Below are 15,394 nucleotides of genomic sequence, written 5' to 3'. Positions count from 1 at the left end.
GAACAAAGAAAAGGCACCTGCAGTCGGTTTTCCTGCATACAACCTTGCTTTTCTTTGTTCGAAAGACGAGTGTCAGAACCGCTGGAGTGGCCGCTTAATTATCTGCTCGCTGATCTACTACTTCTTGCATTTCTTCAAGTATGGCTGTCCCACCTTGGCTATTCCAGGTTTCAACATAGTTGTCGAAGTTTTCCAGGGGTTCTTCTCCAGTGATAAACTTAATGAAGGTCTCTTCCTCCAGTTTCCCTACTTGTGCGCCGTTTCGTTCATTGGCTTTGATCGAATCAAAACGCGGTGGTTTCACTTCATTCAAGCGTCCTTGCTCTCTGATACCGCCCATCACATTATTGACGGCTAAATAGCGGGAGGCATAGCGGGTCCAGTCCACCGGATCAGTTTCTTCAGGGCTATCCAGATATTGCTTGATTTTTTCGGCGTTTTCTTTGATGAAGAAGTTGGAGATATCCTCGATAGATGTTTCGCCAACCGCCGCCTTGGAAGCTTCTACTGCATCATCAATCTCACTATAGGCTTTTAAGAAAACAACATTCCATGGACGAACCGTCCCATCGACATCCACTTTCGCATAGTCATAAATTTCCGGAAACTCGGCTTCAATATCTTCCGAGTTGGCAACTTCACCATAAATCAGATTGATCATCTCCATGATTTTTTCCGGCTCAGAAAAACCTTTGCGCACCACGATGTATTGCCCAGTGCCGCGGTTAGCCACGGCATTGACCCCTCCATCGCCGTTAGCATTTTCAAGGGCATAAGGAACAAATTCAGCATTTGGATCATTTTGTTTGGCTTGTACTAAGCCCCAGTCAGGCATGTGCCAAGGACCAAAAGCGATGCCCGTTTCTCCATTAACCATCATGGCATGGATATCGTCATACGTGCGGGTACCAAATTGCGGATCCATGAACCCTTCATCTTGCCAGTCCTTCAGTAGCGTTAGTGCTTCTTTCATTTCTGGCGTATTGGATCCATAAAACATCTGCCCATTCTCATCTTGGAGATACGATTTTGGGTAGGCTCCAAACGCATTCATGATGGCTGTTCCGGTATATGCCGTGCCGCCATGATTTGGCGAAGACAACCAGAAGGCCAATGGCAAACCAACTGCTTTTCCGGTATTGGCTAAATCATTTTCTTGAAAAGCAATCGCTGTTTCCTTCAACTCATCCAATGTAATTGAGCGATTGCCATCTTTATCCAGTTCAATACCTAGCTCATCTAGCCAGTCCTGGCGCAACCAGACAAGATTGGGCCCAAAGTCATCGCTAGTAGATGGGATCGCCATCAAGCGATCATCAAACGTGGCTGCTTCTAACTGAATCCCATCAAACGAATCATAGATGTCTTTTAGAAAATCGTCGGCATGCTCCTCAAATACTTCGGTTAAGTCTTCCACTAAATCATTGTTAACTAATTCTTCCAATTCATCTCTTGATCCGACGATCATCGTATCCGGTAGTTCCCCTGAAGCGATCGCTAGCGATACTTGACGATCATAGTCTTCCCCATGGGCTTCAAAGGCACTCTCCAGCTCGATGCCCAAGCGTTCTTGAATCAATCGAGTATATGCGTTATTGCTGTAAGAATCCCCCTCAGGCAGTTTCGAGTTCGGTGCGGTCTGGCGTCCGATCGTAATCACGGTATCCCCATTTTCATTGGTCTTTGCTTCTTCTGAACTGCATCCTGTCATAATAAGTGCTGAAGCAACTGCTGTTAACATTGCTGTCCCCCGCCTAAATTTCATTGTTTTCCTCCTCAAACTTTTTTGATATCCTTATTATACGCAATCGCTTCCACAGAAAATATAGCACTTTTTTCAGATTCATAGCACGATATCCAGAAAAATAAAACGTTTACAAATTCGCTCTGTTGCTTTTTTTGTTTATCGCTTACTATAGAAAGAAGAAGCGACTGCGTAATTTTCTCTATACGAAAGGACGGCGAAAACCATGTACCGACTGCTGCTTGCTGATGACAGCTACGATCAAAGAGAAGTGATCAAATACTTCTTGAGTCAGCATGAAAAAGAATGGCTGATCGAAGAAGCCAAAAATGGCCGCGAAGCCTGGAAACTTTTTCAGAAACAGCCCTTTGACTTGATAATTACCGACGTAAAGATGCCCTTTATGGATGGACATGCCCTAGTAGCGAGAATCAAAGAAGCAGTTCCTGAAATTCCTGTGATGTTTATCAGCGGCTTTGAAGATTTTCATTATGTAAAAAAAGCCATACAGTTACAAGCGGTTGACTACCTCTTAAAACCAATCGACCCTGATGATTTTTATGAACAAATAAATAAAATCATTCTTTTTATTGATCAACAAAAGCAGCGCGCTTACACAAAAACAATCGCACAAACCCATTACTTGAAAGAGATTTTGAGTAAACTTTTTTATGGCTATCCTTGGCATTCACTGCCGAAGGAAGAGCAATCGATTGCACAAGATTTTTTTAAGACTCATCCCTCTTTTTTTCTCGTTACTTGGCCGCTGGATTCTTGGAATGCGCCGGATTTTGTCCCATCGCTATCTGCTGCATTTCCTGAAATGTTCAGTTTGTTTTTAGCTCCAGCACAACTGCTCTTTTTTAACGAACCTTTGCCAAAAAGGGAAATCGAAGAGCGAAAAAACAACTTAACTACCTATTTTTCCAAACAGTTTCAGCAAAAAATAACACTTTTTGACAGCGGACCAGTTCCCCACCATTCAGGGGTGTATGGCACCTATCATGACTTACTGAGAACCAGTCAGCGGTCTTTTTATCAGCAAAACAAAGGGAAAATCTGCCAGCTGCTTCCGGGAGATCACTACATCGTCAAGAAAGCGCTTTTCGAAAAAACCGTTTCGTATGTGAATCAATACGAAAGTAAAAAAGCCCACGCGCTTGTGAAAACAGTTTTCGACTGCTTTGAAACAAATGGACGTGAGGAACCAACCAATGCCAAGTTTTATTTTGCGACCTTTTATCAAACAATCCTCGATCAGTGCACGATCACTTTTGATGCGGAGTGTGGCGCTAATCAGATTGGAAAAATACTGGAAGCGCCAAGTCTGCAACTAATTGCGGATATTTTTGATGCCCTCTTCCATTATATCCATGATGCATTGCTTCAAATCAACGGGAGCCAGTCAAATGACTATGTGCGCCAAGTAAAATCCTATATATTCGCTCATTTTCACCAAGAGTTGAGCTTGGATCGGTTAGCAAAGGAAGTCAATATCAATCCTAACTACCTAAGCGAATTATTCAGTACTTCTGAAGGCATGGGTATCACCAAATACATCAAGTCTTACCGTATCAAACAGGCTCAGAAGCGTTTAAAGAACTCGAACTGCAGCATTCGAACTATCTCCAAACAAGTTGGCTTTAATCATTATTCCTATTTTTGCAAAACGTTCCGAGAAATTGTCGGAATGACGCCGGATGCGTATAGAAAGAGAGGTCCCTCTTGTTAAGAAAAGTCCACGATTGTGTTAAAAATTTTCGTTTTCAAAAAAAGATCGCCCTTATTTCAATTCTTTCAAGCATTGTTCCTCTGATCGTTTTGACCTTTGTCGGGGTATCTATCATCCGAGCCTTTATCCAACAGCAGGAAAAAAGTGCTTACTCCGATAATCTCAAAAGTATCAGCTATCAGTTAGAAAGCAAGATCCACACCTATCGGGACAGCCTGCTCTTTTTAGCCAACAATACCGCCTTGACGCAAGAGCTTTCTAGTCAACGCTTCTCAAACTTTGATCAATACAATCTCTTTCAAAATACGATCGTGCCTTTGTTTCACAGTGTTCGTTTTCCGCAAGCAGATATTAAAGGCATCACGCTATACACCACGATCGATCTTTATGATCATGGGCAATACGTCAAAAAAATCACGGCTGATACAGCACTGCCTTTTCTAAAAGAAAAACCTTCGACCGAGATTCGAACGTATTTTGACAAAGAACGGGAGGAACTTTCTTTTTATACCAACCTTTTTTTAAAAGGCCATACCGCAGATTCCTTAAACTACATCGTTTTAACCATCGATCGAGCAGCATTGTTCACGAATCTTGATGCAGTCACTGAGGAGCCTTATGATTTGACGATTCAGTCAGAGACCGGGCAGACGCTTTACCGCATTGATTATTTGACGAAGCAGCAACGTACTCAAAAACAGTGGCTGGTTGGAAACGCAGTTATTGAAGAGGCACCTGTACTGCTGGATAATCATTGGCAAATCGTTTTTGTTAAAACCGCACAGTCATTTTTCAGCAGTTTACTGTATCTAGTTGGTGCGGCACTTATTATCTTTGGTTTTGTATTAATGATATTGGTTTTATCCAGCTGGTGGTTGGCTAAAACCGTGGTACAGCCGATCAACTCTTTGACCCAGCAAATGGCCTCTTTATCAATGGATCAATTCAAAATCCAGCACACATATTCTTCAAAAGATGAAGTCGGACAGTTATACACCAATTTTCAAAAAATGCTAGATAAAATCGCTGAGCTGATCAATGAAGTATATGAAGCCGAATTGAAACAAAAAGAATACGAATTGCGGGCTCTGCAAGCCCAGATCAATCCGCATTTCTTTTATAATTCCTTAGCACTGATCAGCAATACTGCCACACTAAACGGCAATCACGAGATCCGTGAGATGGCTCAGCTGCTGTCTCGATTCTACCGTCTCAGCCTAAACCAAGGATCCAACCGGCTATCCATCACCAAAGAACTCGATCTAACAATCACCTATGCTAAAATCCAGCAAAAAATGCATCACCATTCCTTTGATTTAGTCCTCGAAATTGACTCAGATATCGATGAGTATCCGATGATCCATCTGCTCTTGCAGCCGTTTGTCGAAAATGCCGTCTTTCATGGGCTTGATCATATTGAAGATGACCGCAGAGGGGTATTGACGATCCGCTGCCTCAAAGAAGGACAATGGCTACGGTTTGAGATTCAAGACAATGGTCCCGGGATTGATCCTGAACAGCTAAAACAACTGGAGGAACCTTCTGATCAACATTATGGTATCAACAATGTACGCCAGCGGCTAGCATTGTACTATGGCACGCAAGCTTCCTTATCGATTCAATCAGTAAAAGGTGAAAACACCACAATTGTTCTACTCATACCGCAAGACTTACCTCCTCAAAAAAACCGTCAGTGAAGAATGTTTAATCACTAACGGTTTTTTGGTGTCAAAATATTCAGATATTTATTTTAATGCTTGATTTCAAGTACCTATTCCTCTACAGCAAACGTACCGACCTCTAATAATCCTTGCCGACCCTGGTCTCGCGTCACGCCTTTTGCTTTCTTTAACATTCGTTCCCAATACTCCATGGTATCTTTTATAAAATCCTTGTTGCCGTCAGTACACCCTTCACGAATAAACAGCAATACCAAACCGCTAAAAAAAATCAAGGCTTCTTCATGGTATTTCCTCAGATCGTTTTCTTGCTCACATTGAAAAACAGTTGATTCAGCGATTGCTTCTTGAAAATATGCAAAAGAACGCTCTTTTATGTAAGGACCACAACCAATATCATTTAAAAATAATGCAAAAAAGAGGGCTCGATTGCGACTGGCGAACACGTAATAGTCATGCCAAAAACAGTATAGAGGATCCAGTGTCATCACCGTCTCTTTTTTTGCTTCATGAATGTCATGGAAGACATCATCGACCATTGCCTGTTTATAATTTTGCATGTTTGAAAAATTCAAATAGATTGGTTGGGTCGATGTTCGTGCATATTTAGCAATGTCGCGGACAGTGATTGGCCGATAAAGATATTCCACCAGATATTTTTTTAAACAGTTGATCAAATATTTTTTCGTAATCGTTGCTTTTCTCATAATACCCCTTCCTTTCTTGAGGCGATCAGCTCTCGCTAACGCTCCTCTACTCTCACTTGCTTTCTTCCAGTGAAACACCACCAACACCCAATTTTCTTACTGAAAGTAATCTGCATACTTCTACTTTAACAAAAAAGAGAACGTTAACATATACTTTCTGCCGAATTTCTTAATTTTGTTTTATATTTTTGACCATTTTTCTGAAAAACTTCCCTGTTTTCCACGGCTAAGTCTTAAGACTGATTTTTTTGATACTACTTGTGAAATGATACTATGTAATGTATAGTATGGATATGAACAGGAGGAGAGCCTTTGGATGCCCAATTAAAAAAAGGATTATTGGAAATTTGTGTTTTAGCCTATTTGCAGCACGGGGACTCTTATGGCTATGAATTAGTCAAAAATATTTCTCCTTTACTACCAATCTCAGAATCCACCCTCTACCCTATCTTGAAGCGCTTAGAAGCCAGCCGAGCGGTTGAGACTTACAACAAGAGTCATCAAGGACGGACCCGAAAATATTACCGCTTGACCAAACTTGGCAAACAGCGGATCGACGATTTTTTAACCAACGACTGGCCCCAATTGACATTGATCCAGCGATTTATTAAAGGAGGAACACTAGATGAACAGAGTTGATTTTATCAAGGCATTGGCTGCAGAATTATCTGAAAAAGTCAGACCTAGCGAGATTCATCAGCTGATCAACTATTATGACGAGATGATCGAAGATTTGATGGAAGAAGGATACACTGAAGAAGAAGCCGTGGCACGCCTTGGCTCCCCAAAAGAACTGATCCAAACAGTCACAGAAACAGAAGAGGTCGTGGTAGAGATTCCCCGCCGCTTTCATCCCTTTTTGCTCTTGATCTTAGTGCTAGGCTTTCCATTGTGGGGTAGCTTATTGTTAAGTGCCGCTTTGCTGATCCTAAGCTTTTTAATAATCATCTGGTGTGTGCCTTTCACCACTGGCATGATTGGTGTCACTACGTTTATCGGTGGGATTGCTAGCGTTGTCTTAAGTCCAATGCTGATGGCGGATGGTTTCTATCTCTTTTTAAGTCAGTTAGGCGTAGGGATTTTCTTATTTGGTTTAGGGCTTCTTTGTCTGATCGCCACTTATAGTATGAGCCGACCTTTTTCACGTCTTACCCACTCCCTTGTCGTTTGGCCAAAATCATTTGTTCAAAACTATCGAAAGAAGGCAGTCCTATGATCAAAATCAATAAGCGCTTTTTCGTTTTTCTCAGTCTGTTGTTTATTATTCTCGGACTGGTCATCACCTTTATCGGTTTTTCAATGTCAGGGTACTCACCTGATGCCTACCATATTGAGCATCGTCGTTGGTATCAACTGATTGGTTTCTACACAGACTAATCGGCAAAAACAATTATAAGTTGTTTTTTTTGTCAGAAAAACTAGCAATTTGCATTAATTTCATGTATTGATGAAAAAATTGAACTTTCCTTTTTAACCTCACCATATTACTATATAGGTACATCCTGTATCCTATTTCATAGGGTAACCAGAAAAACCCATACCATCCTATGGGTTTTTTTGTTGTTTATAAAAGCAAAAAAACGTGCCGCAAGTCCAGTTATCGCCAAGCCAGCTATTTTTAGCTAACCTTGGTAGAGCCTGTCTGCAGTACGTTTTTTCTACTGATCGATTATTCCCCTAGTACTGGCTGTTCTTGCACAGTGCCAATAGGAAACAAGGCGCGAAACACCCGGCGAACGATTGGGCCTGCAATGAACAATTGCAACGGCAATGCGACGATCACATTTTTCCCAATGTTGCTTAGCCAATTGACGAACACCGAGTGATCAGGGTTTGGGTGCATCAACGCACCAAAGAGTGACATACAGATCACCATGCCGGCGATCATCAATGAAGAAATCAAACCGATTTTTTTCCAAGTAGCTGATTGATGGTCCAAAAATCGAAACGCCAAACCTTTTGCTGGACCCGAAACAATGAACCAATCCAAAATAAAGGCGACACAAAGGGCTAATGGCAATTCATTCCACGCCAATTGGAATGCCAATGCCGAAACACCGACTTGAAACATGAGGTTATAAACACTCATAAAATACACCATGAAAATACACATAAGTGTCGTATAGATCAAACTTTCTTTTTTGTTGATGGGCATGTTACAACTTCCTTTCTCTTTTTCGTACTCGACTATTCTAGCAGAAGAAAATTTTTCGTGTAAGTAAAAGTTTGAAAACTTTCAAAAAAGTTTTTTGCTATTTTTTTTATCCACTTCTCTTGACACTTTCTTATGAAGTCAGTAGAATAGCGATAGATTAGATCGTACAGATAACAAGCGGGTTCGCTTGTCGAGAGAGAGGCGGTTTCTATGAGAATAGAAACGGTCTCTTTTTTTGCGAATTTTTAGAGGTGAGAATATGGAAAACAACAAAAAACTCGTGGGGGCGATCCTCGCAACCGGATTGATGTCATTTGCAGGCGTGCTGATTGAAACAGCCATGAATGTAACGTTTCCGACATTGATCGATCAATTTACGCTTTCAACATCCGATGTCCAATGGGTGACGACCATCTACTTACTGGTCATCTCCATCATTGTCCCAATATCGACCTACCTTTTGAAACGCTTCTCATTGAGAACCTTGTTTCTAGCTGCCAACGCCTTCTTCCTTGTTGGCTTGGTGATCGACTTTTTATCGCCGACGTTTGCCATTTTGCTGATTGGCCGCTTTTTCCAAGGTGCCAGCACAGGGATCGCACTGCCTTTGATGTTCCACATCATTTTGACTTACTCCCCCTTTGAAAAGCGGGGAGCGGCGATCGGCTTAGGGAATTTGACCACTTCCATCGCTCCAGCGATCGGACCGACATATGGAGGATTATTGACCGCCCATTGGTCTTGGAATGCGATCTTTCTTTTCTTGATCCCAGTCTTACTGATCTCCCTAGTACTCGGTCTTTACTCGATCCCTAAGACGGCTGGGGCAAAAGACACTTCCCTGGATTTACTGAGTGTATTAGGAATCGTCTTGATGTTCAGCGGCTTCTTATTGTTCTTGAATCAAGTAGGCACCTTAGCGAGTCTACTGCCGCTGCTTTTCGGTTTCATTGGTGCTGGCTTGTTTTATCAACGTTCAAAAGGTCCAAACCCTTTGATTCGTTTGGCTGTTTTGAAAAACCGCAGTTTCAGTTTGTTTCTTTTCGGCTTTCTCGTTTGTCAGTTCCTTTTACTGGGCATTTCCTTTGTCTTGCCGAACTTTGTCCAACTCGTCTTGGGAAAAGATGCCTTTACTGCAGGATTAGTTATGCTTCCTGGGGCGGCCATCGGGGCGGTCCTTGCGCCGATCTCTGGTCGGTTGCTGGATAAAGTTGGACCGAAAAAACCGATCCTGTCTGGTTTGACTTTGATTGCCATTGGTTGGCTTGCCTTAGCCCTTGTTTTGCGTTCGCCTTTCATTTGGAGCCTAGTTGCCGGACATGTCTTTTACATGATCGGGATCGGCTTAGCCTACAGCAATATGATGACCACCGGCTTAAACAAGCTGACTCCTGCGTTGTACGCGGACGGTAATGCGATCTTTAATACGCTGCAGCAATTTTCTGGTGCAGTGGCGACGGCTGTGGTGGCGACCATTATCAATTTGGCACAAAATGCGACGACCGATTACACCCAAGGGACGGTCATCGGCTCTCAAATCGCCTTATCCTTTTTGTGGGCCCTGGTCTTACTGACTTTCCTATTAACGATTAACTACTTCCGCAAAAACACCGACAAAAAAGCTGTCAGCTAACTGCGGCTTTGCCAATTGAAAAACAACGAAAAAAAGCCGCCCTCCCTTGAGGACGGCCCATAAAAAAATCCGCTTCCGATTCCCCTTCTTAGTCAAAGGGCGCTCTCGGAAACGGATTATTTTTTTAGTTTAATTCAGCTGAACCAACCGCTGTTTTGGCTGTCACTGTGCCTGTAGTCGTCAATGAAAGCTGACGCACTTTTTCGGCATTCGTGATGACCGTCAAAACATCTGTCTGTTTGCCAGCTGCGATAACGGCATCTAGATCCATCACTGCAAGCTTCGTTTCTGGTGTGACCGTATCACCTTCAGAAACAAGAACCTCAAATGGCGCACCTTTTAGTTCTACAGTATCCAAGCCCATGTGGACGAGAACTTCCGCGCCACCAGGCGTTAAAATCCCGATTGCATGTTTCGTTTCAAAAATGCTAGAGATCGTACCTGCAACAGGAGCATAAATCGTTCCGTTCGTTGGCTGAACAGCAAAGCCGTCACCCATCATTTTTTGAGAAAAGACAGGATCAGAAACTTCAGTGATGGCAACTACTTTCCCATCAGCTGGGGCATAAAGGGTTTCTTCTGAAACTTGTGTTGCTTCTGGGGCTGCAGTTGTCGGTGCAGCAGTCGTTGGTGCAACAGCCGCTGCTGCAGCTGTATCAGCAGCCAATTGCGGTTCTAATTTATTTAAGAAGGTAACTTTTCTAAAGACGATAGTGCAAACAAAAGTGATCGCAATCGTCACCGCCATTGAGATGAAGACCATTGGATAGTTTTCAATTTTAAATGATAAGAAGCCGGGCAGTCCCCCTACACCAATACCTAATGCACGGGTATTCGTTGCAGTGATCAGCATTCCACCGAAGGCAGAACCTACCATTGCTGCGACAAATGGGTAAACATATTTCAAATTGATCCCGAACATCGCTGGTTCAGTAACTCCCATGTAAGCAGAAATCGTTGCTGGAACAGAGACTTGTTCTTCTTTTTTATTGCCACGGTGAAGGAACCAAATCGCCAATACTGCCGTACCTTGCGCAATATTTGACAGCATGATCATTGGCCAAAGGTTTGTTGTCCCAAAATCCGCTACTAATTGAGAGTCGATCGCTAGCGTTGTATGATGCAATCCGGTAATAACCAAAGGCGCATACAAGCCACCGAAAATGAAACCAAATAACCAGTTTAATGGTGAGGTCAAGCCAGCATTTACGACCCAAGAAATGCCTGATCCGATTTGCCAACCGATTGGACCTAATACCATGTGAGCTGCTAAAATAGTTGGCAGCAATGAGAACAATGGAACGAAGATCATTGAAACCGCTTCTGGAATCCATTTCCGGAAGAATCTTTCAAGATAAACCAATAAGAAACCTGCCAGCATTGCTGGGATCACTTGTGCTTGATACCCAATTTTATCAATAGTGAAGAACCCGAAGTCCCACGTATAATTTTGAGCAATTTCTGCAGCAGAAGTTGAACTTACTGAATAAGCATTTAATAATTGCGGTGAAACCAATGTAATCCCTAAAACAATCCCTAATATTTGCGTGGTTCCCATCTTACGTGTAATACTCCAGGTAATCCCTACTGGTAGAAAGTGAAAGATCGCTTCACAGGGCAGCCATAAAAAGCCGTTGACACCGTTCCAAAAAGTAGAAGCTTGCGTAATGGTTTGTCCACCTAGAGCTTCTAACGGTACACCTTCTAAGAAATTTCTCAGCCCTAGCATCAAACCACCGACAATAATCGCTGGTAATAACGGGGTAAAGATCTCAGCTAACGTAGCAATCGCTCGTTGCACGATATTTTGATTGTTTTTTGCAATCGCTTTGCTTTGTTCTTTAGAAACACCTTCTATTCCTGATACATCGGTAAAATCATTGTAAAACGTTGAGACATCATTGCCGATAATGACTTGGAATTGTCCCGCATTCGTAAACATCCCTTTGACACTTGGAATTTCTTCAATTGCCTTTTCGTTTGCTTTTGTCTGATCGTTCAAAACAAAACGCATCCGTGTCGCGCAATGTGTTACTGCGGCGATATTTTCTTTGCCGCCAACATATTTCAGCAGCTTCTCAGCATCATCACGATACTTTCCCATAATTAATAAACCCCTTTCATATCCACTTGTATATATATGTTTTAATTACGCACTAATCATAACTTGATAGTTTTGATATTGCAAGCGTTTCAAACTAATTTTTTTCACTTTTTCTACAAACAATACAAGTGAATAGAAAAGGTACCGTATTAAAACCTTAATAAATAAACGTTTTTTAAAATATTTGATTAATATAAAATAATATTGCCAATGACTTTATTTACTGTTTATTTAACAAAAAAGAATAAAAAAACAGGTGAGATAAATTGAAATAGCTTACAAATTACGTTATAATCATTTTGCATGTATAGACAAGTTTAAAGGAGGACAACTATTGTGAATACGATTATATTGTCTAAGGAAGAATGGCTGTTAACGGATCAAACCGGTACGACCTATCCGTTTTCTGGGACAGACAGTGAACGAGTTGCTGCACTGACCGCGCAGCTGCAGAAAATGGAAGGTGGCGGGATCGTCTCTGAATCTCTGGTGTTTACGAATGAAGAAGGGACTTTTTCACTGGACCAATGGTTGACAGAAAAATTGAATCGTCCCTTTATTTGCACCACGAAAGAACAGTATGAAGAAAAAAGTGCTGAAATTCCTTGGAACCTCGAATACTATGGCTACACCCCTGGTAAAGATGAATACTCGGTGGAGTCACTTTTAACCGTCGGCAACGGCTATCTAGGGCTGCGAGGCACGACGCCTGAGATGACCATTTGTGAAGCGAACTATCCAGGGCTGTATTTAGCAAGTCTTTACAATACGGTGGAATCTGATGTTTCTGGTCATACCATCAGCAATGAAGACTTCGTCAATGCACCGAATCTGCAAAAAATGTACGTGAAGATCGATGATGAAGTGATCGACATCGCCAACAATCAGCTTCTTTCCTTTAAACGGACATTAGATCTGAAGACCGGCTTGTTCCAATCAGTGGCAGAAATTGAAACAAAAAAACAAAAGCGTCTGCGAATCGAAACGAAGAAAATCGCCAATATGCAAGACGTTCACCAATACAGCTTGGTCTATCAGTTTACCCCGCTGAACTTTTCCGGCACCGTTACTTTCGTCAGTGAAGCCGACGGATCGGTCTATAACTATAACGTCGCTCGTTACCGTAGCTTAACCAACCAGCATTTGACCGTGAAAGAGACAGCAGCTGAACAAAACAAAGCGCATTTAGTGGTCACCACTAACCAATCACAGATTACCGTTGTCCAATCCTCTGAACTGTTTTCACAGGACCTGCCATTGGCTGAGCTACAAGCTGAAACAAACGACCAGCTCGTCCGTCAGCAAGTAGCCCTTGAGGTGACGGAGGGACAAACTTATCGGGTCGAAAAATCAGTCACTGCTGCCGCTTATCGGCAAGAGGATCCGCAACCGGCATTTACGTTTTCTTCCTTAGCATTACCTGATTTTGCGACGATGTATACCGCCTCAAAACAAGCATGGGCTGAATTATGGGCGAAAGCGGCCATCGAAGTCACTGGTGACTTGATGTCACAAAAAATGCTGAATCTGCATACGTATCATCTGCTGGTCTCCGCAGCACCGAATGCTTATCAGGATTCCTTAGATGCCAGTATCACTGCCCGTGGCCTACATGGTGAAGCCTATCGCGGTCATATTTTCTGGGATGAACTGTTTATCTTACCCTTTTACATTCTACATTTTCCTGACACCGCCAAAGAAATTTTGCTGTATCGCTACCGCCGCTTAGCTGCTGCCAAAAAAGACGCCCAAAAAGCCGGTTACCAAGGCGCCATGTTCCCATGGCAATCAGGATTGGATGGCAGTGAGCAATCCCAAGAACTGCATTTGAACCCTATCAGCGGCGAATGGAAAGAAGACCACAGTCGCTTGCAGCGCCACGTCTCCTTAGCGATCGCTTATAACATTTGGCAATATTGGCACAACACACAAGACCGTCCCTTTATGGAACAATATGGATTAGAATTGATGTTAGAAGTCGCCCATTTCTGGCAAAGTGCTGCCACCTGGGATGATACTGCTCAACGTTACTTTATCGATAAAGTCATGGGACCAGATGAATTTCATGAAAGCTACCCAAATAGTGAACAAGGCGGCTTGAAAAACAACGCCTATACCAATATGATGGTAGTATGGTTGTTTGAAGAGATCGAGAACCTCCAACAACAACTATCAGCAGAGAGCTTCCAAGCAGTATTGGAGAAAACGGCTTTAACCCCAGCGGATATTGCTGCTATGGCAGATATTCGTACCAAATTAGGCTTAGAGATCGATCACGAAGGCATCATCGCACAGTTTGAAGGGTACTTCCAGTTGGAAGATCTGGATTGGGCTCACTACAAAGAGAAATATGGCAACATTTATCGGATGGATCGCATCCTAAACGCTGAAGGCAAGAGTGCTGACAGCTACAAAGTCGCGAAACAAGCCGATAGTTTGATGATTTTCTATAATTTCTCAAAAGAGCAAGTCAATCAAATTTTGGCGGATCTTTCTTACCAACTGCCAACAGACTATATTGAAAAAAATCTCCATTATTATTTGGCTCGCACCTCCCACGGCTCGACTTTGTCGCGGATCGTTCACGCTCAGTTAGCGGCAATGGTGGATGATCAGGAATTGGCTTGGTCGTTATACCAAGAAGCCCTCTCTTCTGATTATCGTGATATCCAAGGCGGGACCACGGCAGAAGGCATTCACGCCGGTGTCATGGCCGCTACGTTGTTTATTCCGTTAACCACTTTTGCTGGGATTGATATTCGAGAAGAGCAACTGCAGATCACACCAAACTTACCAAAAGCTTGGGACAGCTTAGCCTTTCAGCTAGAAGTTCGCGGCACCCGCTTTGCATTGAATGTTACACATGAAACATTGACGATCACCGCTGATCAGCCAGTCACGATCTTAGTGAATGGGCAGCAAGTTTCTCTAGAAGCAAAGAAAGAAGCAACGATTACTTACTAAAAGGAGTGTTACACATGAAAAAAGGATTTGTTTTTGATTTAGACGGCGTTATCACGGATACAGCTAAATACCACTACATCGCATGGAAAGAATTAGCTGCGGAGATTGGGATCGAGATCGATTTGAAATTCAATGAGCAGTTAAAAGGCATTAGCCGCATGGATTCTTTAGAGCGAATCTTAACACTAGGCAACAAAAATGATGCCTACACAGAAGTCGAAAAAGAAGCCTTAGCGACGAAGAAAAATACCCACTATGTACAATTATTACAAAGCTTGACTCCTGATGATCTATTGCCGGGGGTAAAGACGTTCCTTGATGAAGCCAAAGCAAAAAATATTCCTTGTGCCATCGCTTCGGCATCCAAGAATGCGCCGTTTATTTTGGACAAACTAGGTGTCATGCAAGACTTTGATACGATCGTTGACCCAGCAACCTTGAAAAAAGGCAAACCAGATCCAGAAATCTTTATCCAAGCAGCGCTAGCACTAGGCATTGAACCGGCAGAAGCAGTTGGGTTTGAAGATGCTCAAGCAGGGATCGACGGCATCAAAGCTGCTGGTATGTACGCGGTAGGCGTTTATTCAGGAGAAGAACTACACGGTGCAGATGTGATCGTTGAAAAATTGACGGATCTAAACATTGACGAACTTTTGGCGAAATAGTCGATTGCATT

General features: G+C 42.6%; 12 protein-coding genes. 8 read left to right on the top strand and 4 right to left on the bottom strand.

Annotated features, from left to right (window positions below; genetic code table 11):
* Positions 1-94 precede the first annotated feature (94 nt).
* Positions 95-1,765 carry an extracellular solute-binding protein gene (locus IGI94_RS00265; RefSeq protein ID WP_016611650.1) on the bottom strand — a complete coding sequence of 557 codons (1,671 nt, stop codon included), beginning with the start codon at positions 1,763-1,765 and terminating at the stop codon, positions 95-97.
* Positions 1,766-1,970: 205 nt separating this feature from the next.
* Between IGI94_RS00265 and IGI94_RS00260 the strand changes: the two genes are divergently transcribed.
* On the top strand, positions 1,971-3,476 hold the full coding sequence (locus IGI94_RS00260) for a response regulator transcription factor (RefSeq protein WP_438899287.1): 1,506 nt from the start codon (positions 1,971-1,973) through the stop codon (positions 3,474-3,476).
* Positions 3,470-5,173: a sensor histidine kinase gene (locus tag IGI94_RS00255; RefSeq protein ID WP_140405528.1), complete on the top strand. Its 1,704-nt coding sequence runs from the start codon at positions 3,470-3,472 to the stop codon at positions 5,171-5,173. Before IGI94_RS00260 ends, IGI94_RS00255 begins: the two co-directional genes overlap by 7 nt.
* A gap of 74 nt (positions 5,174-5,247) precedes the next feature.
* Here the strand turns inward: IGI94_RS00255 and IGI94_RS00250 are convergent, their stop codons facing one another.
* Positions 5,248-5,949 (bottom strand): TetR/AcrR family transcriptional regulator, encoded by a 702-nt coding sequence (locus tag IGI94_RS00250; RefSeq protein ID WP_005232882.1) that lies wholly within the window; start codon positions 5,947-5,949, stop codon positions 5,248-5,250.
* A 225-nt stretch (positions 5,950-6,174) separates the two neighbouring features.
* Between IGI94_RS00250 and IGI94_RS00245 the strand changes: the two genes are divergently transcribed.
* The 3 genes from IGI94_RS00245 to IGI94_RS00235 are packed head-to-tail and all read left to right on the top strand — an operon-like array spanning position 6,175 to position 7,239.
* Positions 6,175-6,501, top strand: a complete 327-nt coding sequence (locus IGI94_RS00245) for a PadR family transcriptional regulator (protein ID WP_005232883.1) — start codon at positions 6,175-6,177, stop codon at positions 6,499-6,501.
* Positions 6,488-7,078 (top strand): DUF1700 domain-containing protein, encoded by a 591-nt coding sequence (locus IGI94_RS00240; RefSeq protein WP_005232884.1) that lies wholly within the window; start codon positions 6,488-6,490, stop codon positions 7,076-7,078. The genes IGI94_RS00245 and IGI94_RS00240 overlap by 14 nt, the downstream gene beginning before the upstream one ends.
* The gene (locus IGI94_RS00235; RefSeq protein ID WP_005232885.1) at positions 7,075-7,239 is read left to right on the top strand and encodes a hypothetical protein; all 165 of its coding nucleotides are present in this window, start codon (positions 7,075-7,077) and stop codon (positions 7,237-7,239) included. Before IGI94_RS00240 ends, IGI94_RS00235 begins: the two co-directional genes overlap by 4 nt.
* A 292-nt stretch (positions 7,240-7,531) precedes the next feature.
* Here the strand turns inward: IGI94_RS00235 and IGI94_RS00230 are convergent, their stop codons facing one another.
* Positions 7,532-8,017 (bottom strand): hypothetical protein, encoded by a 486-nt coding sequence (locus tag IGI94_RS00230; protein ID WP_005226468.1) that lies wholly within the window; start codon positions 8,015-8,017, stop codon positions 7,532-7,534.
* Positions 8,018-8,276: 259 nt separating this feature from the next.
* Here IGI94_RS00230 and IGI94_RS00225 point away from each other — a divergent pair, with 259 nt between their 5' ends.
* Positions 8,277-9,650, top strand: coding sequence for an MFS transporter (locus IGI94_RS00225; protein ID WP_315039211.1), 1,374 nt, complete (start codon positions 8,277-8,279; stop codon positions 9,648-9,650).
* Between the two features lie 124 nt (positions 9,651-9,774).
* On the opposite strand, the gene treP is transcribed toward IGI94_RS00225, so the two are convergent.
* Positions 9,775-11,754 carry a PTS system trehalose-specific EIIBC component gene (treP, locus tag IGI94_RS00220; RefSeq protein ID WP_413134851.1) on the bottom strand — a complete coding sequence of 660 codons (1,980 nt, stop codon included), beginning with the start codon at positions 11,752-11,754 and terminating at the stop codon, positions 9,775-9,777.
* A gap of 336 nt (positions 11,755-12,090) precedes the next feature.
* Between treP and IGI94_RS00215 the strand changes: the two genes are divergently transcribed.
* Positions 12,091-14,718: a glycoside hydrolase family 65 protein gene (locus IGI94_RS00215; protein ID WP_438899286.1), complete on the top strand. Its 2,628-nt coding sequence runs from the start codon at positions 12,091-12,093 to the stop codon at positions 14,716-14,718.
* A 14-nt stretch (positions 14,719-14,732) separates the two neighbouring features.
* Positions 14,733-15,383, top strand: coding sequence for a beta-phosphoglucomutase (pgmB, locus tag IGI94_RS00210; protein WP_005232889.1), 651 nt, complete (start codon positions 14,733-14,735; stop codon positions 15,381-15,383).
* Positions 15,384-15,394: the final 11 nt, after the last annotated feature.

Source organism: Enterococcus sp. AZ149, assembly GCF_051714285.1.
Taxonomy (GTDB): domain Bacteria; phylum Bacillota; class Bacilli; order Lactobacillales; family Enterococcaceae; genus Enterococcus_D; species Enterococcus_D entomosocium.
The sequence above is the reverse complement of the archived record's forward strand: the minus strand, read 5'-3'. Positions and strand labels throughout refer to the sequence as shown.

Excerpts from the sequence above, each read along its gene's own strand:
- IGI94_RS00230 (WP_005226468.1), bottom strand. The coding sequence starts at position 8,017 with ATGCCCATCAACAAAAAAGAAAGTTTGATCTATACGACACTTATGTGT.
- IGI94_RS00240 (WP_005232884.1), top strand. The coding sequence starts at position 6,488 with ATGAACAGAGTTGATTTTATCAAGGCATTGGCTGCAGAATTATCTGAA.
- pgmB (WP_005232889.1), top strand. The coding sequence starts at position 14,733 with ATGAAAAAAGGATTTGTTTTTGATTTAGACGGCGTTATCACGGATACA.
- IGI94_RS00265 (WP_016611650.1), bottom strand. The coding sequence starts at position 1,765 with ATGAAATTTAGGCGGGGGACAGCAATGTTAACAGCAGTTGCTTCAGCA.
- treP (WP_413134851.1), bottom strand. The coding sequence starts at position 11,754 with ATGGGAAAGTATCGTGATGATGCTGAGAAGCTGCTGAAATATGTTGGC.
- IGI94_RS00235 (WP_005232885.1), top strand. The coding sequence starts at position 7,075 with ATGATCAAAATCAATAAGCGCTTTTTCGTTTTTCTCAGTCTGTTGTTT.
- IGI94_RS00260 (WP_438899287.1), top strand. The coding sequence starts at position 1,971 with ATGTACCGACTGCTGCTTGCTGATGACAGCTACGATCAAAGAGAAGTG.
- IGI94_RS00225 (WP_315039211.1), top strand. The coding sequence starts at position 8,277 with ATGGAAAACAACAAAAAACTCGTGGGGGCGATCCTCGCAACCGGATTG.